Below are 19,899 nucleotides of genomic sequence, written 5' to 3' on the forward strand. Positions count from 1 at the left end.
GTGTAACGTGCCGGCATGACCGAGTGGGACCTGAGGAAGCTGCAGATCCTGCGCACCCTCCGGGAGCGGGGCACCGTCACCGCGACGGCCGAGGCCCTGCACATGACCCCCTCCGCGGTCTCCCAGCAGCTCACCAACCTCGCCCGGCAGCTCGGCGTAGCCCTGCTGGAGGCACAGGGGCGCCGGGTCCGGTTGACCGACGCCGCCCGACTGGTACTGCGGCACACCGAGCCCGTCTTCGAGCAACTGGAACGCACCGACGCGGCGTTGGCGGCCTACGCGCAGGGCGAGGCGGGCGAGGTACGGGTCGGTGCCTTCTCCACGGCGGTGCCCGCCCTCGTCGTACCGGCCGTACGTTCCCTGCGGGCGACACACCCGGGAGTGACCGTACGCGTCCGGGAGGCGGAGGCCGCCGAGGCCTACGACCTCCTGTCCGCCGGCGAGGTCGACCTGGCTCTCTCCCTCGCCGCCCAGGCCCCGAGCGCGGCCGACCCCCGCTTCACCCGCCTGCCCCTGCTGACCGACCCCCTGGACGTGGCCCTGCCCCCGGACCATCCCCGGGCCACCGCCCCGGAGTTGACCCTCGCCGACCTCGCGGCCGAGCCGTGGATCTTCGGCGGCAGCGGCCCCTGGTCCGACATCACCCGCCGCGCCTGCGAGTCCGCCGGCTTCAGCCCCCACCAGGGCCACTCGGCCTCCGGCTGGACCGCGATCCTGGCCATGGTGGAGGCGGGAATGGGCGTCGCCCTGGTCCCCCGCATGGCCGCGGCCCGCCGCGAGGGTGTGGTGATGCGCGAACTGGGTGCGGACCGTCCGGTACGGCACGTGGTGGCGGCGGTACGGAAGGGGGCGGAGGAGGGAGCGACGGTCGGCAGGGTGCTGGACGCCCTGCAGGCCGCGGCCGGTCCGTCGGCGGTCGCTCGGGTGTGAGCTCGTACCGCGGTTCGTGGAGGTTGCCGGCCTGCGCCTTCAGGACCGTGCTGGCCGGTCGGCGATCAGCAGGGTGATGCCGGCTGCGCGGAAGCCCAAGCGGGTATGGATACGGGCGACGCTGTCCTCCGCGTGGGCGAGGAAGACGGTGCGCCCCCCCGTGGTCGCGAGCGTGGCGGCCCAGGGCTGCCGTCACGGCTGCGCCCGAGAAATGACCGGCCGGCGCAGAGAACGGCTCGCCACGGCCTGTCAAGGCCGCCGCACCTCGTACAGGAAGCACCCGAACTCCACCGCCCGCACGTGCACGAGAGCCACCTCGGGGTCGGCGAACGCCTCCGCGAACGCCGGCTCGAAGGCGGTCGCGTCCTCGACCAGGCGGCCGCCGAGGATGCGGCCGTCGGTGGAGTAACGGCGCACCGTGCGCCGGGCGTTGGTGAAAGGCAGGGTTTCGGTGTCCGGCCCGGAGCACTCGTCGGCGTGGATGAAGACGGGGCCCTGCTCGTCGTAGGCGCCCGGCTCGGCGCCCGTCTCGGCCGCCCAGCGGCGCAGGGGTGCGTACGAGACCAGGGCGATGCGCTCGCCGGGCGTGCTGCGGCGCAGGCAGCAGCGCAGGGGCGCGTCGCCCTCGTCGTCGATGAAGGGGCGCAGGGGGCGGCCCGCGTCGTCGGAGGTACGCAGCTGCTTGAGGGCCGGGGGCGTCAGCGGTCGTGCCGTGTACGTGGTCATGTGTCCAGCGTCCTGCACCGCCGCGTCGCCCACCGGCGGGATTCGGACCTCGCGCCGACCAAGGCCGGGCGGTGTCCCCCCGTCGCTTCTGGCGCGTCGGCCGCTCTTGACGGGGTCTGCCGCCGACGATCCCATGGAGTCGCTCAACGTTCCTACGAAGCAGGTGAGTTGATGATGGAGATCGTCGGTCTCGGCAACTCCCGGGGCTCGCTCTATCCCGGCGTCGACGAACTGGAGCGGCGGGCCCGTGCGCTGGTCGCCGCGGCCCCAGGGGTGCTGCGGCTGCGCGCCGTCGGCGAGAGCCGGGCCGGCCGGCCGCTGTGGCTGCTGTCCGCCGGGCACGGCGAGCGGCAGATCCTCACCGTCGCCGGGGCGCACGCCAACGAACCGGTGGGCGGGGCCTCCGCACTCCGGCTCGCCAGGCTCCTCGCTCACCGGCCGGAGTCTTTGGAGGCGCTCGGCTGCACCTGGCACTTCCTGCTCTGCCTGGACCCGGACGGGGCCCGACTCGCGCACGGCTGGCAGCCGGAGGAGCCGGTCCCCTCGCTGAAGGAGTGCCACCGGCACTTCTACCGCCCCGAGTTCGCCTGCCAGCCCGAGTCGCTGCCCGTCCCCGGCTCGGGCCGGGACCAGCTGCCCGAGTCGGCGACACTCGTGCGGCTGCTCGACGAACTGCGGCCCGCGGTCCAGTTCACCCTGCACGGCATCGAGGTCGGCGGTGCCTTCACCCTGCAGACCAGGAAGGTGCCCGGTGCCGCGCGCGCCTTCCGCGAGACGGCCGCACTCCTGCGCATCCCGCTCGACCACCGTCCCTACGACGCTCCCGACTGGGAGCCGGACCCGCCCGGCGTCCTGCGGCTCCCGGACGGGAACACCGGGAACGAACGCGACCCGAGCGGCTACGTCGCCGAGAGCACCTGGCTGTACCCGTGGCGCTACGGCACCCTGACCGTCGTCGTCGAGGCGCCGGCCTGGTCCGCCCCCGCGGTGAGCGACCCGCGGCCCACCCCCGACCCGCGGGGGGAGGTCGCCAGGGCGGCCGAGCTGATGCTGGGTCGCACCGGGGAGATCACGGCGCTGGTCGGTGACACCCTGGCCGACGACGTGCCCGAGGACCTGCTGCCCCTGCACACCGCCGCCCGGGAACTGCTGGCCGTGGCGCCTTCGATCGCCGCCACCTGGGACGAGGAACGCGACGGCTCCCGGGGCCACTTCGCCACCCTCGGCGTGGCCGCCCGCCGTATCCCGCTGCGCGTGGCGGCCATGCTGCGCCGGGCCCTGGCCGACACCGCCCCCGGGACCGCCTGCGCCCTCACGGAGCTGGTGCACGAGTGGTGCCGGGAACTCGAGAAGACGTACGAGCCGCGGTGGATCCCGGTGTCCGCGCAGACCGGACTGCACGTGCGGACCATGCTGGACGTCGCCCACCGGGTGTGCGGCTGAGCAAAGGGAGAGGGCGCCCGGTGCACTCGCACACCGGGCGCCCTCGGCGCCGTACGACGACTACGACGGCCAGGCCGACTGCTACTCGGCCGCCGCGTCCGCCGCCTGGGCCTTCAGCGCGCGCTCGACGCCCGAGCGGGACTCCGAGACCAGCCGGCGCAGGGCCGCGTTGGGCTCGGCCGCAGCCAGCCAGGTGTCCGTCTTGGCCAGGGTCTCCTCGAACACCTGGACCGACGGGTACAGGCCGATCGCGATCTGCTGGGCGATCTCGTGCGAACGGGAGTCCCAGACGCCCTTGACGACCTCGAAGTACCTGTCCGTGTACGACGCGAGCAGCTCACGCTGGTCGGTCTGCACGAAGCCGCCGATCACGGCCTCCTGCACGGCGTTCGGCAGCTTGTCGGAGTCGATGACCGACGCCCACGCCTCCGCCTTGGCCTCCGGGGTCGGACGGGCCGCACGGGCGGTGGCCGCGTGGCGCTCACCGGCCGCGGTCTTGTCCCGCTCGTACTCGGCCGCGATCTCCGCCTCGTCGAAGCGGCCGACCGCCGCGAGCCGCTCCACGAAAGCCCAGCGCAGCTCGGTGTCGACGGCCAGGCCCTCGATGGTGTGGGTGCCGTCCAGCAGGCCCTCCAGGAGGTCCAGCTGCTCCGGCGTGCGGGCGGTCGCCGCGAAGGCGCGCGCCCAGGCGAGCTGGTGGTCGCCGGCCGGCTCGGCGGCCCGCAGGTGGGCCAGCGTGGCGTCGGTCCAGCGGGTCAGCAGGGCCTCGCGGGTCGACGGGTCGGCGTACAGGTCGATCGCCAGCTTGACCTGGCGGTGCAGCGACTGCACCACGCCGATGTCGGACTCCTTGGCGATGCCGGACAGGACGAGGGACAGGTAGGCGCGGGCGGGCAGCTCCGCGTCACGGGTCATGTCCCAGGCCGACGCCCAGCACAGCGCACGCGGCAGGGACGCCTCGAAGTCACCCAGGTGCTCGGTGACGACCTTCAGCGACTCCTCGTCCAGGCGGACCTTGGCGTACGACAGGTCGTCGTCGTTGAGGAGGATGACGGCCGGGCGGCGCCTGCCGTCCAGCTGCGGTACGGCCGTCAGCTCGCCGTCCACGTCCAGCTCGATGCGGTCGGTGCGGACCAGCTTGCCGCTCGCCTCGTCGACGTCGTAGAGGCCGACCGCGATGCGGTGCGGGCGCAGCACCCCACGCGGCGGAGCCGCATCATCGGACACAGTGCCCTTGGCGCCGGTGGGCAGGGCCGGGGCCTCCTGGCGGACGGCGAAGGAGGTGATGACACCCTCGGCGTCGGTGGCGACCTCGGGCCGCAGGATGTTGATGCCGGCCGTCTCCAGCCACTTCTTCGACCAGGTCTTCAGGTCTCGGCCGGAGGTCTCCTCCAGGGCGCCCAGCAGGTCGGACAGGCGCGTGTTGCCGAACGCGTGCCGCTTGAAGTAGGCCTGCACGCCCTTGAAGAACTCGTCCTCGCCGACGTACGCGACGAGCTGCTTCAGCACGCTCGCGCCCTTGGCGTACGTGATGCCGTCGAAGTTGACGAGCACGTCGTCCAGGTCGCGGATGTCCGCCATGATCGGGTGCGTGGACGGCAGCTGGTCCTGCCGGTACGCCCAGGTCTTCATCGAGTTCGCGAACGTGGTCCACGAGTGGGGCCACTTCGAGCCGGGCGCGGAGGCCTGGCAGGCGATGGAGGTGTAGGTGGCGAACGACTCGTTCAGCCACAGGTCGTTCCACCACTCCATGGTGACCAGGTCGCCGAACCACATGTGGGCCAGCTCGTGCAGGATGGTCTCCGCGCGCACCTCGTACGCCGCGTCGGTCACCTTGGACCGGAAGACGTACTGGTCACGGATGGTCACCGCGCCCGCGTTCTCCATCGCGCCCGCGTTGAACTCGGGCACGAACAGCTGGTCGTACTTCGCGAACGGGTAGGCGTAGTCGAACTTCTCCTGGAACCAGTCGAAGCCCTGCCGGGTGACCTCGAAGATGGCGTCCGAGTCCAGGAACTCGGCGAGCGAGGGACGGCAGTAGATGCCGAGCGGCACACTCTGCCCGTCCTTCTCGTACACGCTGTGCACGGAGTGGTACGGGCCGACGATCAGCGCCGTGATGTACGACGAGATGCGCGGCGTCGGCTCGAAGGCCCAGACGTCGTCCTTGGGCTCCGGCGTGGGCGAGTTGGAAATGACCGTCCAGCCAGTCGGTGCCTTCACCGTGAACTGGAAGGTGGCCTTCAGATCGGGCTGCTCGAACGAGGCGAAGACCCGGCGGGCGTCCGGCACCTCGAACTGGGTGTAGAGGTAGGCCTGCTCGTCGACCGGGTCGACGAAGCGGTGCAGGCCCTCGCCGGTGTTGGTGTAGGCACAGTCGGCGACGACCCGGAGGACGTTGCGGCCCTCCAGCAGGCCGGACAGTGCGATCCGCGAGTCCGCGAAGACCTCGGCGGGGTCGAGTGCGTCGCCGTTCAGGGTCACCTCGTGGACCGCCGGCGCGACCAGGTCGATGAAGGACGTGGCGCCGTTTTCGGCGACGTCGAAGCGCACCGTGGTCACGGACCGGTAGGTACCGCCCTCCTGCGCGCCGGAGAGGTCGAGATCGATCTCGTACGAGTCAACGGTGAGCAGCTTCGCCCGCTGCTGCGCCTCTTCGCGAGTCAGGTTTGTGCCAGGCACGCGGTCATCTCCTCGTTAAGTGTGCGTTCGGCCATCCTTCCACGGGACCTGCGCGCAGGGCGACGTCCTGCGGCTGCGCGGCGCAGCCCTAGGGAAAGCCCTATGGGCCGGAAACAGAAGGGCGGCCACCCGGAGGTGACCGCCCCTTTTCAGAGCATTCGCGTTACTTCGCGGACAGCTCGGCCGCCACCAGCTCCGCGATCTGCACCGCGTTCAGCGCGGCGCCCTTGCGCAGGTTGTCGTTGGAGACGAACAGGGCCAGGCCGTTCTCCACCGTCTCGTCGCGGCGGATGCGGCCGACGTACGACGGGTCCTTGCCGGCCGCCTCCAGCGGGGTCGGGATGTCGGACAGGACGACTCCCGGGGCACCCGCGAGCAGCTCGGTGGCGCGCTCCGGGGAGATCGGGCGGGCGAAGCGGGCGTTGACCTGGAGGGAGTGGCCGGAGAAGACCGGGACGCGCACACAGGTGCCGGAGACCTTCAGACCCGGGATCTCCAGGATCTTGCGGGACTCGTTGCGCAGCTTCTGCTCCTCGTCGGTCTCGTTCAGACCGTCGTCGACGATCGAGCCCGCCAGCGGGAGCACGTTGAAGGCGATGGGCCGCTTGTAGACCTGCGGCTCGGGGTAGTCGACCGCCTCGCCGTCATGGGTGAGCTTGTCGGCCTCGGCGACGACCTTCTGCGCCTGCCCGTGCAGCTCCGCCACGCCCGCGAGACCGGAGCCGGACACCGCCTGGTAGGTCGCGACGACCAGCGCCTCGAGCCCCGCCTCCGCGTGCAGCGGCCGCAGGACCGGCATCGCGGCCATCGTGGTGCAGTTCGGGTTGGCGATGATGCCCTTGGGGCGGTCGGCGATCGCGTGCGGGTTCACCTCGGAGACCACCAGCGGGACCTCGGGGTCCTTGCGCCAGGCCGAGGAGTTGTCGATCACCACGGCACCCTGCGAGGCGACCTTCTCCGCCAGCGCCCTGGAGGTCGCGCCGCCGGCGGAGAAGAGCACGATGTCGAGGCCGGTGTAGTCGGCGGTCGTCGCGTCCTCCACCGTCACGCCGTCCAGCACGGTGCCGGCCGAGCGGGCCGAGGCGAACAGGCGCAGCTCGGTGACCGGGAAGTTCCGCTCCACGAGGATCCTGCGCATGACCGTGCCGACCTGACCGGTGGCTCCGACGATTCCGACCCTCACGGCGACTCCCTCTACGTGTCTCTTGCTGTGTGCCTCTGCATGACCGGGGCTTTTCCATCATGCGGCCGACCCCGGTCCACCTGTCCAATTCTTTGCGATGTGTGCCCGAGGAGTGGGACACGATCACCCGGCCGACGGTTCCCGACGTCCGCCGCACCCCCCGCTGAGCTGGAGATGTTCCCTTGCGGAGGGCCGCGTACCGGAAGCTGTGCTGTCCCGCCCCTGCCCGCGCGGCCCCCGGCCACGCGCGGTGTGACGTACGCCTCTGCGAAAGGGGCCGAACGTTTCCGCCCCCTGCGGCGTCGTAGGGGCAAACGCAGGAGGGGGTGGCTTGTGCTGCGCGGAGGGGCACGCCGCGAGAAGGGGGCGTACGCCGGTGCCGACCAGGCCGGTGACGATCCCCTGGACGCGGCCCAGGAACGCCGGGTGCGGGCGGTGCTGGCGCTCGGCGGCGTGCCGCAGGCGGACCTGCCGGACGGGGTGCAGCAGGTCCGGCTGCGGCTGCTGGAGCGGGCCGCGAGCGGGCGCGAGGCGCCGCGGGACGTGTCGGCGTGGGCGGCGGTGGTCGCCTCCAACCTCGCCATGGACTGGCACCGGGCCAAGCGGCGCCAGGAGCGGCTCGGGGAGCGGCTGGCGTCGCTGCGCGAGCCCGTGCACCCCTCCGGCGAGGAGACCAGCCTGCTCTCCCTCGCCGTCGCCCGGGGCCTGGACGAACTGCCCGACGCCCAGCGGCAGGTGGTGATCCTGCGCTTCTTCGCCGACCTGCCCGTGCGCGGGATCGCCGAGGAGCTGGGCGTTCCCGAGGGCACGGTCAAGAGCAGGCTGCACACGGCGGTCCGCGCGCTGCGCGAGAGGCTGCACGAGGACGAGGTGGTGTGACGTGACCGCCGAACACGAGGGCGCGGGAGAGTACGCCGGCATGGACGCGCTCATGGCCGCGATCACGGGCGAACCCCTGTCGGAGGAGGCCCGCGAGGACGCCGCCTACCTGAGCGAACACACCTCGGCCGAGGCCGATGTGGCGGTGCTGAAGGAGCAGCTGACCTGGCTCGCGGAGGCACTGACCGGGGAGGAGCGGACGGCGGCACCGGCGGTCGGGGAGAACGGGTCCACGGTGGGGCCCGCTCGGAGTGCTCAGCCCGGGAAACGCCCCCGGAGTGCCACCCGCCCCACCAGTCCCGCCCGCCCCCCGCGCCCGGGGCGCCCGTCCGGCCCGCGCCGGGCGCTGCGCATCGCGCTCGGCACGCTCGTCGGTGCGGCGGCCTTCGGCATGGTCTTCGGGCTCGGCCGGCTGGTCGTGAACTCCGGGGCGAACGACTCGATGGGCGGCAGCAGTGCCGACGCGAAGAGCGAGGGCCACGCCCCGATGTACAGCGGCGACGGCGGCCGGCCCTCCGACCCGGCGCTGTCCCTGGCCTGCTACCGGCTGGTCGTGGAGGGCACCGTCGCCAAGGTGGAGCCGAAGCCCGAGAACCCCTGGACCCTGGTCGTGCTGAAGGTGAGCCGTTCCTACAAGCCCGCGCACCAACCGGCCGAGGTGAGCTTCCTCCTCGACGGCGGTGCGAAGCCGGCCCCGCGCAAGGGACAGCACGTGCTGATCGGGGTCGGCCAGGGCCAGGACAACGCCAGCCTGTGGGCAGTGGGGGACAGCCGGGTGGCCGTCGACCGGGCCTGGATCACCGAGGTGCTGCCCGAGGCCCGGCACACCACGTGCCCGTCCGAGGAAGCACCGACCGACAAACCGTGAGGGGCGGGTGTCCTCCCGGACACCCGCCCCTCACCTCAGGCCCACCGCGTTACGGCGTGACCTTCTCGATCTTCACGCTGCCGGTGCCCGCGACCGTGCCGCGGGCGTTCACCAGCTGGACCTGGCCGAAGAACTCGCGGCCCGCGGGGGCCTCGGCGGCGGCCGTGACCTGGCCGGTCACCGTGGCCGAGTCGCCCGTGCCGAGCTTGACCGGGGTCGAGTCGTCGACCGTGACGGTGCCGAGCGTGGAGGAGAAGAACACGTCCCGGTAGTTGTAGTCGGTCGAACCGGACGGGACCGAGTAGCCCACGACCTTGATGGTGTACGTGCCGGCGGCCGGGGACGGGACGGAGACCGCCTCCTCCGAGTCGCCGTCCGCGGACTGCGCGATCTGCTTGCCGCTCGCGTCGTACACGGTCAGGTCCAGGTCGGCGGACGCGTCGGAGACGCCTCCGATGGCCACGTCCAGGGACTTGGCGCCGGCCGGGACGTCCACCGTGGTGGTCTGGGTCTCGCCCTCCTTGATCGCCGGGCGGGCCGTCTTGGAGGAGCCCAGCGGGCCGCCGACCAGCTTGCCGTCGAGGGCCGCGTACTTGTTGGTCACCTTCCAGGAGGCGGAGGCCGGGGTGCCGACCTTGGCCTCGGGCACGGTCACGGTCTCCGGGTCGAAGGCCGCGCCGAGGACGGACACGTCCAGCGTGTACGGGTTGTCGAGCAGCGGCGAGGTACGGCGCGACTCGACCTCGATCTCCCAGACACCGGCCTGCGGGTCGGCGAAGGAGCGGACGTCCGGCTTGCAGCCGTTGCCGTCGAGGTAGTTGTTGTAGCAGTACGGGGTGCCGGTGTTGTCGACCGGAGTGCCGTACGGGTGGATCGCGATGAACCGGGTCTGGCTCTTGTCCTTCAGGCCGCTCATCGCGACCTCGAGGGACTTGGCGCCCGCGGGCACGTTCAGGAAGTACGACTGCGTGCTGTTGCGCTGCACCGAACCCGACGTGGAGTAGGTGTAGTTCACCGGGGCGGAGACCACGACGGTGGTGAGGATCTGCTTGTCGATCCCCTCGGTCCGCGGGTCGTCGACCTCCAGGATCGCGCTCTTGATGCCCGCGGAGCGCGGCGCCGCCTGGACCTTGACGGTCACCGGCTGGTTCAGCGGCAGCCGCACGACGTCGTCGCCGAGGATCCGGAAGGTGTCACCGGCGTTGTTCTCGAAGTGCAGCTCGTGCCACACGGCCTTGTCCGGGCCGGAGGTACGGGTGATGGTGACGTCGTACGTCTTCTTCTGGCCGGCCTTCAGGCCGCCCTCGCGGTCGTACAGGCCGGTGCCGTAGCCCGGGGTCTTGAGCGCCTGGTCGAGCGCGGTGTCGACCGGGGCCTTGACCGTGTAGTCGTGCGAGGTCGCATCGTCGCGGATCGCGTCCCACGCGTCCACGATGTTGATGCGGCCCGCGCCCTCCTCGTACGCCTGCACACCCTTGATGTGGTCGGCGGTCGAGGTCAGTGCCGTGCGCAGCATGGCGGGCGTCAGGTCGATGCCCTTCCGCTTGGCGGCCGACAGCAGCAGCGCGGAGGCGCCGGTGGCCTGCGGGGAGGCCATCGAGGTGCCCTGGAGCATCGAGTAGCCGGCCGGCAGCGAGTAGCCCGCCTCGGCGACCGGGGAGCCCGGCAGCCAGGTCTGGGTGGTGTTGATCGCGGCACCGGGCGCGACCAGGGTCGGCGTGAAGCCGCCGTCCTCACGCGGGCCGCGCGAGGAGAACGGCATCATCGCGTACCGCTTCTCCACCTGCGAGCCGTAGTTGGCGGCCCAGGTCTGCCTGGAGATGGCCGCGCCGACCGAGATCACCTTGTCCGCGAGGCCCGGGTCGCCGATGGTGTTGGCGCCGGGACCGGAGTTGCCCGCGGAGATGACGAGCTGGACGCCGTAGGTGTCGATGAGCCGGGTGTACAGCTCGGCGCGCGCGTTGTTGCCGTCGTTCAGCGCCGGGAGGCCGCCGATCGACATGTTGACGATGTCGACGCCCCGGTTGGTCACCAGGTCGATCATGCCCTCGGTGAGGGCGACATTGGTGCAGCCGCCGGTCCAGGTGCAGGCACGGGACGAGACGATCTTCGCGCCGGGGGCCGCGCCGTTCATCTCGCCGCCGAACAGGCCGTTGGCGGCGGTGATGCCGGCCACGTGGGTGCCGTGCTCGGACTCGATGACGCCGATGTTGACGAAGTCGGCCTTCTTGCCGACCCAGGACCCGCCGTAGGGGTCCATCGGGACGTCCTTGCGGATCTGCACGACGAACGGCACCCGCTCCACGACGTCCGTCTTGGGGTCGTCGGTGCCGAAGTAGCCGATCTGGTAGCCGTCCTTGTACGGCTTCATCGGCGTGTCGTCGGTGAAGTCGTGGTTGTTGTTCAGGTCGAGCGTGACCGTGCCGGCCGCCGCGTCGTACAGGACGCCCCAGCTGTCGGTGGTGTCGCCGTCCCGGTTGAGGTCGCCCTTCTCGTCGCCGCCGGTGGTCGCGGACTCCTTGAAGGTGCTGATCCCGTACGAGCCCGCCGGCGCCGTCCAGGTCTGGCCGCCGTAGCCGAAGCTCGGGCCGGAGACCGAGGTGACCATGGGCCGCCAGGTGGCGTCGCTGTCCAGGATCGGGTCGGTCGAGGTCACCCAGTCGACGATCTTGCGCTCGCCGGTCGTGGTCTTCTGCAGCGCCGGGTGGCCGAGGTCGACGCCGGAGTCGAGGATGCCGATGGTGACGCCCCGGCCGTCCGCCTTCGGGTGCTCGTCGACGAAGTCGACGGCGCCGGTCTCGAAGGACGGGTTGTACGGGTTCTCGGCGGGCGTGTCCTTGCCGGGACCCGGGTAAGTCGTCGTGGACTTGGCCGACTTGGCGGTGTCCGCGTTCGGCGTCGGGTCGTCGAGCGCGATCTCCTGGCGCAGGTCGATGGCGTGCACCGAGGACAGCTTCGCGGCGGCCGCGATCGCCGAGTCCGCCTTGGCGGTCGGGACGGTGGCACGGACGTAGCCGAGCTTGTCGTAGGCGCGGCCCACCGAGCCGCCCTTGACCGCGTCCAGCTCCTCGGCGACCTGCTCGGTCTTCCCGGGCGCGGTCGCGATCATCATCGTGACGGTCTTGTCGCCGTCCGACTTGGCCTCGGCGAGCAGGTCCGCGTCGTCCGAACCGAGCTTGTCGTGGGCGGACTTGACGCCGGGGTCGGTGGCCGTGGCGGGCGGCGCGTCCGCGGCGAGGGCCAGGGGTATCGGCCCGGTCGCACAGAGAGCGGCCACCACGCCCACGGCCAGGCCTATGCGGGCCAGGCGTCTGTGGCCGGGTATCGGATCGCGCTCGGGGGTGTGGGTCATCGGCATCCCTTGTAGGTAAAGAATCCAGTGCCGGACGAGGGCACAGCTTTACCCAAGGGCCATGAATTTGGGGACCGTTGACCGAATCGATATGGATGTATGGGGAAAACCCGCGATGGGGTTTGAGCGGATTGGACCCGTCTGGTTCGGGATTCGCTCAGTTTTCCTTGGAGCGGGCGTAATGACGGGACGCCTTCGCCCGGTTGCCGCACGCGGCCATCGAACACCAGCGGCGGGTGCCGTTCCTGGACGTGTCGAAGAAGTGCAGGATGCACGTCTCGTGGGCGCAGCTGCGGATCCGGTCGGGGGCCTGTGCCAGCAGCTCCAGGTAGTTCCGGGCGGCCAGCCAGGCCGGACCCCAGGCCGGGTCGGCGAACTCGGGCTCCTCGGCCGCCCCCCGCTCGGTCAGCCGGGCCCGGATGCGCCCGTGCGCGAGGACGGCGTCGACGAGCGGTGCCCCCTCGGCCGGTGACCCGTCCACCACGGCCTTCAGTGCCTCCCGCGCCTGACGTACATGGACCAGCACGTCCTCGTCGGCCGCGTGGGCGCCGTCCAGCCCGTTGCTCGCGAGCCACACCGCGAGCCCCTCGGTGTCGGCGAGCAGGTCCTGGGTGACGCCCTCCCGGTTCCAGCGGGTGTTGATCAGGTCGAGGGCGAGGGGCTCACCGGTGAGCGGGCGGGGATCGCGGGCGGCGGACATCGGGCACTCCTTCTCGGCTAACCACTCAAGAGTACGTGACTGGTTGCACCTCTGTCTCTAACCCTCTACTCTGACGTCAACGGTTACAAATCCCGATGGGGGAGCCATGACTCTGCGCACCGGCCACACCGGCCTGAACGTCACCGACATCGACCGCTCGCTCGCCTTCTACCGGGACGTCCTCGGATTCACCCTGCTCGCCGAGGGCAAGGAGGACGACCGGCGCTACGCGTTCCTTGGCGACGGCGGCGAAGGCCCCGTCCTCACCCTCTGGCAGCAGGCGCGCGAGGCGTACGACGGCGGCCGGGCCGGACTGCACCACCTGGCCTTCACGGCCGACTCGGTGGACCGGGTCCGGGAGTACGAGACGGCGCTGCGCGGCGCCGGGGTGGAGTTCGCCCACGAGGGCGTGGTGGCCCACCGGGAGGGGGCGGCCTCGGGCGGGATCTTCTTCCACGACCCGGACGGCACCCGCCTGGAGATCTCCGCGCCTCTGGGTGCCGAGACCGCCCCCGCCCCGCACGCATCCGCTCCGACCTGCGGTTTCTTCTAGCCATGAGCGTGTATCACGCCGGTTCGCGCGCCCTGCAGGACCTGGTCGGCGTCCGGGACCGCGCCGACCATGTCGGCCGCTCCCTCGGTCAGGACATCAAGCCGGTCGCGGCGGCCTTCCTGGACATCCAGCCTCTGCTGGTCGTGGGCGCGGCGGATCCGGAGACGGGCCGGGTATGGGCGTCCGCCCTCACCGGCACACCCGGTTTCGTCCGGGCCACGGGTCCCCGCCAGATGTCCGTGGTCGTGGACACCGCTCCCCTCACCGGCCGACGGCAGAACGGCCGACCTCAAGGGGCGCGGGGAACTGCGCGAGCAACCACAGACGGCCGGCACCCGAACGACGACCTGATCGACCCCCTCGCCACGGCCCTGCACATGCCCGGCGCAGCCATCGGCACCATCGCCCTGGATCCCCGCACCCGCCGCCGGATGCGCCTCAACGGCCGGCTGCGGCCCACGGCCCGGGGCTTCGCGGTCGAGGCCGACCAGGTGTTCTCCAACTGCCCGAAGTACATCCAGCGCCGGGAGTCGTACGAGACGGTGGCCGACCGCGAGCCGGGCACACCGCGAACCGGGACTCGACTCACCCCCGCACAGGCCGAGTTCGTCACGGCGGCCGACACCTTCTTCCTGGCCACCGTGCACCCCGGCGGAGCCGACGTCAGCCACCGCGGCGGCAACCCCGGCTTCGTACAGGTCCGTTCACCGCACGAACTGAGCTGGCCCGACTACTCCGGCAACGCCATGTTCCTCACCCTCGGCAACCTGCGCACCGACCCGCGCGCCGGTCTGCTCTTCCTGGACTGGACGACCGGCACGGTGCTGCAACTCACCGGCGAGGCGCACACCGAGTTCACGGCCGACGGCGAGCGAACGGTCCGCTTCACCGTCACCGAGGCGATCGAGACCCCCGCCGCCCTGCCGCTGCGCTGGTCCGCGCCCGAATATTCACCGGCCAACCCGGAGCCCACCCGCTAACGTCCGTCCATGCGACGGAAGCTGAGGGTGGCGGCCTACGCCGTGTGCGTCCGCGACGGACAGATCCTGCTCGCCCGCTCGCCGGGCCTCGACGGCACCCCGGAGTGGGTGCTGCCGGGCGGCGGCATGGAGCACGGCGAGGACCCGTACGACACCGTCCGCCGCGAGGTGACCGAGGAGACCGGCTACCGCATCCGGGTGACCGGTCTGCTCGGCGTGGACTCCAGCAGCCGCGTCTTCCGCGGCGGACGCCTGCGCCGCCTCGCCGACCACCAGGGCGTGCGGATCCTCTACGAGGGCGAGATCGCCGGCGGTGAACTCCGCCACGAGGTCGGCGGCTCCACCGACTTCGCCGCCTGGCAGGACCTGGACGCCCTGTCCGGCCTGAACCGGGTGCGTCTGGTCGACGTGGCGCTGCGGCTGTGGCGGGAGCGGCCGGCGGCCGGACACCTGGACCCCGGGGCCCCTCCCGTACCCCAGGAGATGAACGAGGAGTAACCGTCCTCCGGCCGCGCGCAATCGACTCCGTGACCGCACCTCTACCCCGAGATCCACGTACGGTGATCGGCGCTGCGCGTTGCTGTCGTGTTCACGCACAGGTCATCCCCGATGCCAAGCATCCAGAGCGAGCGGGTTGTTCGCGAGAGCGATCGCCCGCGACCACTGCCGACGCGTTCGCACTCGGGGAGATCGCGCCATGTCGCGCATACGCTCTGTCGCCACCTCCGCACTGGGGGTCCACCGCCGTACCGTCCTCGCCGCCGCCGGGGCGGTCTCACTCTCCGCGGGCGTCGGCTACGCCCTGCGCCCCACCGACAGCCAGGCCGCCGCCAGAACCGCCGAGGCGCCCGTCGCCCACTCCCGGCAGGCCGCCGCGGCGACCGCACTCGCGCCCTACACCAAGGGCACCACCCTCTCCTCCGTCGCCGCCCCCCGCACCAGCTCCGGCTACCGGCGCCTCGGCGACGGCGCGGGCTGGAAGCGGGTCGTGCGCAGCGAGCTGGCGGCCCCCAAGTCCGGCCGCGCCTCCCGCCGTACGCCCCTCGCCGCGTTCGTGCAGTTCACCGACCTGCACCTGCAGGACGTCCAGCACCCGCTGCGTCTCGAGTACCTGCGCTCCACCGACCCGCACGCCTGGCGCCCGCAGGAGGCACTGACCGTGCAGGGCGCCATCTCGCTCGTCGAACGGGTCAACGCGCTGCGCGGCGCCCCCGTCACCGGCTCGCCGCTCCACTTCGTCATGACCACCGGCGACAACACCGACAACAACGCCCACTCCGAACTGGAGTGGTTCATGAAGGTGATGAGCGGCGGCCGCATCACCCCCAACTCCGGTGACCCGCGGCACTTCGAGGGCGTGCAGAACAGCGGCCTCAAGCTGTACTGGCAGCCCGACTCCACCACCCGCGACGGCGACAAGGCGCTCGGCTTCCCGTACCTGAAGGGATTCCTGGCCGCCGCGATCCGCGAGGTGCGCAGCCCCGGCCTCAACCTGCCCTGGTACTCCACCGTCGGCAACCACGACGCCCTCCCGCTCGGCTGCTACGGCTCCCACGGCGACCCCTACCTTGCCGAGGCGGCCATCGGCGGCAAGAAGCTGATGAACGTCACCGCCGCCGAGGCCAAGAAGCTCCAGGACGCCATCAAGCAGGCCACCGACCCCAAGGGCGTCGGCTACCGCGACTTCCTCAAGGCCCACGCCCGCTCGATGCGCTCGGTCACCCCGGACGAGAAGCGGGCGCCGTACACCTCCGCGGACTATCTGAAGGCCCATCTGGACCCCGCCCACCAGGGGCTCGGCCCGGTCGGCCACGGCTACTCCTCGGCGAACCTGGACGCGGGCACCCAGTACTACGCCTTCCGCATCTCCGAGGACGTCATCGGCATCAGCCTCGACACCACCGACGCCGGCGGTCACTACGAGGGCTCCGTCGGCACCGCACAGCTGAAGTGGCTGGAGAAGACGCTCAAGGACAACAAGGACTCCTACGCCGTCGTCTTCAGCCACCACACCAGCAAGACGATGACCAACACCCGCCCCGACCCGGCCCACCCGGGGGAGCGCCGCCACAACGGCGCCGAGGTGGTCTCGGTGCTGTCCGCCCACGCCAACGTGCTGGCCTGGGTGAACGGCCACATCCACAAGAACGTCATCACCCCGCACCAGGCGTCCGGCGGCCGCTCCTTCTGGGAGATCTCCACCGCCTCGCACGTCGACTACCCGCACCTCGCCCGGATCATCGAGCTGGTGGACAACAAGGACGGCACGATCTCCCTGTTCACCACCCTGATCGAGTCCGCGGCCCCGCACCGCACGGACTTCGCCGACCTGTCCCAGACCGGCCTCGCGGCCCTCTACCGCGAGCTGGCCTACAACGCCCCAGGCGCCAGGACGACCCTCGCCGGCGCAGCGGCCGACCGGAACACCGAACTGGTGCTCAATAAGGGCTGATATTCACTCAACCGGCCTACAGACAGGCAACCTTCGCACACCACCACCAGGTCCCTTCCCCCGACCGAACCGAACGGCACAGTTGGGGGAAGACATGCGCGCACGTACGACCCTGGTGGGCGCCACCGCCCTGCTCCTGTCGGCGGCCCTGGCGGGCCCGGCGTTCGCGGCCGGCCCCGCCACGGGCGGCCACTCCGCCACACGCAAGGCGCTCGAGGCGGCCGTCCAGGCCGGCGTGCCCGGCGTGACCGCCACCGCGAAGGACAGCCACGGCACCTGGTCCACGACGGCCGGCGTCGGCGACACCCGCACGGGCGAGCCGCGCTCGACGGCCGACCGCTACCGCGTCGGCAGCATCACCAAGACGTTCGTCTCCACCGTCCTGCTCCAGCTGGAGGCGGAGGGTCGGCTCTCGCTCGACGACGCGGTGGAAACGTGGCTGCCCGGGGTGGTGCACGGCCACGGCCACGACGGGAGCCGCATCACCGTCCGTGAGCTCCTCAACCACACCAGCGGCATCTACAACTACACCTCCGACGAGGACTTCGGCCGCACCTACTTCACCAAGGACGGCTTCTACGCACACCGCTACGACGCGATCACCCCGCGTGATCTGGTCTCGATCGCGATGAAGCACGAGCCGGACTTCGCGCCGGGAACCTCCTGGCAGTACTCCAACACGAACTACGTCCTGGCCGGCATGGTGGTCGAGAAGGTGACGGGCCACTCGTACGCCGACGAGATCACCCGCCGCATCATCGCCCCGCTGCACCTCACGGCCACCTCCCTCCCCGGCACGCGGGTCACCGTCCCGCGGCCCAGCAGCCGTGCCTACTCGAAGTTCACGGAGGCGACGGGCCCGTCGTACGACGTCACGAAGCTCAACCCCGCCATCGCCTCCTCGGCCGGCGAGATGATCTCGAACTCCGCCGACCTGGACCGCTTCTACAGCGCCCTCCTGCGCGGCAGGCTGCTCCCGCCCCGGCAGCTGAAGGAGATGAAGACCACAGTGAAGGACACCGGGTACGGCCTCGGCCTGGCGGACTACACGCTGAGCTGCGGCGTCCACGTCTGGGGCCACGACGGCGGCATCCACGGCTCCGCCTCCGCGGCGGTGACGACCGCGGACGGCCGTCACTCCCTGGCCGCCAATTTCAACGGGGACTGGACCGGGGACATGATCGCCGTGGTGGAGGGGGAGTTCTGTTAGTCAACGTTTCATTCGCGTAGTTCTGTGTTAACCCGCACGTAATGTCCGTACCGCCTCATTTTGGCTAACCCGCTATGGACGGGGTTGGCTCGATCTTCTCGATCATTTATGCAAGGCGGGTGGTCGTGTGCGCACGAGGCACGGACTGCGTGTGCTGTCGGTCTACGAGGGCTTCTTCTCCGGAGGAGCCAGGATCGTGCACAGTGACGTCGTACTGGGACTGGCCGAGGGCGGCCAGTCCCACCAGGTACTCAGCATCCATGGTGAGGTCCACCGCGAGGCCACCAGGCAGCGCATGGAGGACGACCACTGCTACCGCGCGCTGACGGCCGGCGAGATCGGCGTCACGTCGCTGGGCCGCACCGCGGGCCTGGTGGACGGCTCGGTCGCGGCGTCTGTTTTCAGCGGACCGGAGCTGGCCGAAACCGCCCGGGCCATGGCCGGGGCGGACGTGATCCTCTCCCTCAAGGAGCAGCCGCTCGCCCTCCTGAACCAGGCCGGGCTGCCCCGCCGCCCGGTGGTGGTCTGCCTGCACCGCTCCGACCCCGAGAACCAGGGCCCCGCCCTGGACGAGCTGAAGGCGGCGATCGCCGACGGCACGGTGGCGGCGTGCGTGTGCTGCGCCGAGTCGACGCGGTCCGCCTACGAGGCCGCCGGCATCCCGGCCGAGCTGCTGCACGTGATCCCCAACGGCGTCGACCTGCTCCGGTTCCGCCCGGACGCGGCGGCCCGGCTGGCGTTCCGCAGGTCCCTGGGCATCCCTGCCGCCGCCCCGGTGGTGGTCTTCGCGGCCCGGTACGCGCACATGAAGAACGTCCCGCTCTTCCTCCGGGCCGCCCGGACCTGGCTCGCCCGCGAGGGCGGCGGCCACGTGGTGATGTGCGGGGCCGGGATGACGGACGCCAACCCCGCCCTGCGGGCGGACCTGGAGGCCGCCTTCGCCGGGGAGCCGGGTCTCGCCGGCCGGGTGCACCTGCTCGGCGTGCGGCACGACATGGAGGCCGTCTACGCGGGCTCCGACGTCGTCGCCCTGACCTCCGTCTCCGGGGAGGCGGCCCCGCTGTGCCTGATCGAGGGCATGATGTGCGGCGCCGTCCCGGTGACGACGGACGTCGGCGACAGCGCGGCGATCGTCACCGGCCACGGCTTCGTCACCCCGCCCGACCCCGGCGCGATCGCCCTCGCCTGGTCGGCCGCGATCGCGGGCCGCGCCGAGCTGGCCCCCGCCCTGGAACGCAGCCGCGAGCGCTTCAGCCGCACCCGGATGATCGCCGCGTACGCCGCGCTGCTCGACGAGGTGTACGCCTCACACGTGAGCGGGCAACTGGTCGCCGCGCAGCACGCTGTAGGCGACGCCGTCCCGCCACTTCCCGTCCCGGAAGACGATGCCGCGCAGTACGCCCTCGCGAGTGAAGCCGGCCTTCTCCAGGGCCCGCTGCTCGGCGATGTTCTCGGCCTCGGTGTCCGCCTCGATCCGCATCACGGGGGTGTGGGCGAAGAGGTGGCGGACGAGCTGTAGCTGGGCCCGGGTGCCGATCCCGCGCCCGCAGGCCTCGGGCAGCAGCTGGGCACCGATGTTCCAGCAGTGGGTGGAGGGCGAGACCACGCGCTTGCGCCAGGCGACGAACCCGAGCGGGTCGGCGGCGGCCACCATCAGCAGGCCGCCGTCCTCGCCCAGCAGCCCGTTCTCGGCGAAGCGGCGCCGGAACCGGCCGGGGTCCGACCAGCCGTACCACTGGAACGGTCCGGCGGTCTCCGGCTCCAGCAGGAACCGTTCCAGCACGGTCAGGTCGTCCTCGCGAGCGGGACGCAGTCCTACGGCTTCATCGCTCATCTCGTCACAGTAACGCGCCTGTGGGCAGCGGGAATTGGGCATGAGTAGGGGCCACCGGCGTCGGCCCGGTGGCCCCTCCTCTCCCCTCCTGATGTCTGCCCGGTCCG

15 protein-coding genes and 1 pseudogene are annotated in these 19,899 nt (G+C 71.5%); 10 read left to right on the forward strand and 6 right to left on the reverse strand.

Going from position 1 to position 19,899, the window contains the following annotated elements; translation table 11 throughout:
* Window positions 1-15 precede the first annotated feature (15 nt).
* Window positions 16-930 carry a LysR family transcriptional regulator gene (locus ACIF83_RS01990; protein ID WP_399722812.1) on the forward strand — a complete coding sequence of 305 codons (915 nt, stop codon included), beginning with the start codon at window positions 16-18 and terminating at the stop codon, window positions 928-930.
* A 249-nt stretch (window positions 931-1,179) separates the two neighbouring features.
* Here the strand turns inward: ACIF83_RS01990 and ACIF83_RS01995 are convergent, their stop codons facing one another.
* Complete coding sequence (locus ACIF83_RS01995; RefSeq protein ID WP_393464777.1) at window positions 1,180-1,656, reverse strand: DUF1203 domain-containing protein; 477 nt, start codon at window positions 1,654-1,656, stop codon at window positions 1,180-1,182.
* A 171-nt stretch (window positions 1,657-1,827) separates the two neighbouring features.
* Here ACIF83_RS01995 and ACIF83_RS02000 point away from each other — a divergent pair, with 171 nt between their 5' ends.
* Complete coding sequence (locus ACIF83_RS02000) at window positions 1,828-3,099, forward strand: M14 family zinc carboxypeptidase (RefSeq protein ID WP_399722814.1); 1,272 nt, start codon at window positions 1,828-1,830, stop codon at window positions 3,097-3,099.
* Between the two features lie 81 nt (window positions 3,100-3,180).
* Here ACIF83_RS02000 and pepN read toward each other — a convergent pair whose 3' ends face one another.
* Together pepN and ACIF83_RS02010 are read right to left on the reverse strand one after the other, a co-directional pair.
* The gene (gene pepN, locus ACIF83_RS02005; protein WP_399722816.1) at window positions 3,181-5,781 is read right to left on the reverse strand and encodes an aminopeptidase N; all 2,601 of its coding nucleotides are present in this window, start codon (window positions 5,779-5,781) and stop codon (window positions 3,181-3,183) included.
* 163 nt (window positions 5,782-5,944) lie between these two features.
* The gene (locus ACIF83_RS02010) at window positions 5,945-6,964 is read right to left on the reverse strand and encodes an aspartate-semialdehyde dehydrogenase (RefSeq protein WP_393464786.1); all 1,020 of its coding nucleotides are present in this window, start codon (window positions 6,962-6,964) and stop codon (window positions 5,945-5,947) included.
* A gap of 333 nt (window positions 6,965-7,297) precedes the next feature.
* Between ACIF83_RS02010 and ACIF83_RS02015 the strand changes: the two genes are divergently transcribed.
* Complete coding sequence (locus ACIF83_RS02015) at window positions 7,298-7,843, forward strand: RNA polymerase sigma factor (protein ID WP_393464790.1); 546 nt, start codon at window positions 7,298-7,300, stop codon at window positions 7,841-7,843.
* A 1-nt stretch (window position 7,844) separates the two neighbouring features.
* Window positions 7,845-8,711, forward strand: coding sequence for a hypothetical protein (locus tag ACIF83_RS02020; protein ID WP_399722819.1), 867 nt, complete (start codon window positions 7,845-7,847; stop codon window positions 8,709-8,711).
* A gap of 49 nt (window positions 8,712-8,760) precedes the next feature.
* Here the strand turns inward: ACIF83_RS02020 and ACIF83_RS02025 are convergent, their stop codons facing one another.
* Window positions 8,761-12,063, reverse strand: coding sequence for a S8 family serine peptidase (locus ACIF83_RS02025; protein ID WP_399722821.1), 3,303 nt, complete (start codon window positions 12,061-12,063; stop codon window positions 8,761-8,763).
* Between the two features lie 157 nt (window positions 12,064-12,220).
* A complete protein-coding gene (locus tag ACIF83_RS02030; RefSeq protein WP_399722823.1) occupies window positions 12,221-12,763 on the reverse strand; it encodes a CGNR zinc finger domain-containing protein in 543 nt (180 codons plus the stop codon).
* A 106-nt stretch (window positions 12,764-12,869) separates the two neighbouring features.
* Between ACIF83_RS02030 and ACIF83_RS02035 the strand changes: the two genes are divergently transcribed.
* From ACIF83_RS02035 to ACIF83_RS02060, 6 genes are all read left to right on the forward strand, one after another.
* Window positions 12,870-13,316 carry a VOC family protein gene (locus tag ACIF83_RS02035; RefSeq protein ID WP_393464803.1) on the forward strand — a complete coding sequence of 149 codons (447 nt, stop codon included), beginning with the start codon at window positions 12,870-12,872 and terminating at the stop codon, window positions 13,314-13,316.
* A gap of 2 nt (window positions 13,317-13,318) precedes the next feature.
* Complete coding sequence (locus ACIF83_RS02040; protein ID WP_399722826.1) at window positions 13,319-14,296, forward strand: pyridoxamine 5'-phosphate oxidase family protein; 978 nt, start codon at window positions 13,319-13,321, stop codon at window positions 14,294-14,296.
* Between the two features lie 9 nt (window positions 14,297-14,305).
* Window positions 14,306-14,794, forward strand: a complete 489-nt coding sequence (locus ACIF83_RS02045; protein ID WP_393464809.1) for an NUDIX hydrolase — start codon at window positions 14,306-14,308, stop codon at window positions 14,792-14,794.
* A 199-nt stretch (window positions 14,795-14,993) separates the two neighbouring features.
* On the forward strand, window positions 14,994-16,748 hold the full coding sequence (locus ACIF83_RS02050; protein ID WP_393464812.1) for a TIGR03767 family metallophosphoesterase: 1,755 nt from the start codon (window positions 14,994-14,996) through the stop codon (window positions 16,746-16,748).
* Window positions 16,749-16,842: 94 nt separating this feature from the next.
* The gene (locus ACIF83_RS02055) at window positions 16,843-17,958 is read left to right on the forward strand and encodes a serine hydrolase domain-containing protein (protein ID WP_393464815.1); all 1,116 of its coding nucleotides are present in this window, start codon (window positions 16,843-16,845) and stop codon (window positions 17,956-17,958) included.
* Window positions 17,959-18,109: 151 nt separating this feature from the next.
* Window positions 18,110-19,477, forward strand: a complete 1,368-nt coding sequence (locus ACIF83_RS02060; RefSeq protein WP_399723145.1) for a glycosyltransferase — start codon at window positions 18,110-18,112, stop codon at window positions 19,475-19,477.
* On the opposite strand, the pseudogene ACIF83_RS02065 reads toward ACIF83_RS02060, so the two are convergent.
* Window positions 19,427-19,834, reverse strand: a pseudogene (locus ACIF83_RS02065) (GNAT family N-acetyltransferase); the annotation flags it as partial. The gene ACIF83_RS02060 and the pseudogene ACIF83_RS02065 sit on opposite strands and share 51 nt — an antisense overlap.
* Between the last annotated feature and the right edge of the window lie 65 nt (window positions 19,835-19,899).

Source organism: Streptomyces sp. NPDC085866 (assembly GCF_044541035.1).
In the GTDB taxonomy this organism is placed as follows: domain Bacteria; phylum Actinomycetota; class Actinomycetes; order Streptomycetales; family Streptomycetaceae; genus Streptomyces.

What these genes read in the sequence shown, in the direction of transcription:
- ACIF83_RS01990 (WP_399722812.1), top strand. Translation starts at nt 16, where the DNA reads ATGACCGAGTGGGACCTGAGGAAGCTGCAGATCCTGCGCACCCTCCGG.
- ACIF83_RS01995 (WP_393464777.1), bottom strand. Translation starts at nt 1,656, where the DNA reads ATGACCACGTACACGGCACGACCGCTGACGCCCCCGGCCCTCAAGCAG.
- ACIF83_RS02000 (WP_399722814.1), top strand. Translation starts at nt 1,828, where the DNA reads ATGATGGAGATCGTCGGTCTCGGCAACTCCCGGGGCTCGCTCTATCCC.
- ACIF83_RS02025 (WP_399722821.1), bottom strand. Translation starts at nt 12,063, where the DNA reads ATGACCCACACCCCCGAGCGCGATCCGATACCCGGCCACAGACGCCTG.
- ACIF83_RS02030 (WP_399722823.1), bottom strand. Translation starts at nt 12,763, where the DNA reads ATGTCCGCCGCCCGCGATCCCCGCCCGCTCACCGGTGAGCCCCTCGCC.
- ACIF83_RS02035 (WP_393464803.1), top strand. Translation starts at nt 12,870, where the DNA reads ATGACTCTGCGCACCGGCCACACCGGCCTGAACGTCACCGACATCGAC.
- ACIF83_RS02040 (WP_399722826.1), top strand. Translation starts at nt 13,319, where the DNA reads ATGAGCGTGTATCACGCCGGTTCGCGCGCCCTGCAGGACCTGGTCGGC.
- ACIF83_RS02045 (WP_393464809.1), top strand. Translation starts at nt 14,306, where the DNA reads ATGCGACGGAAGCTGAGGGTGGCGGCCTACGCCGTGTGCGTCCGCGAC.
- ACIF83_RS02050 (WP_393464812.1), top strand. Translation starts at nt 14,994, where the DNA reads ATGTCGCGCATACGCTCTGTCGCCACCTCCGCACTGGGGGTCCACCGC.
- ACIF83_RS02055 (WP_393464815.1), top strand. Translation starts at nt 16,843, where the DNA reads ATGCGCGCACGTACGACCCTGGTGGGCGCCACCGCCCTGCTCCTGTCG.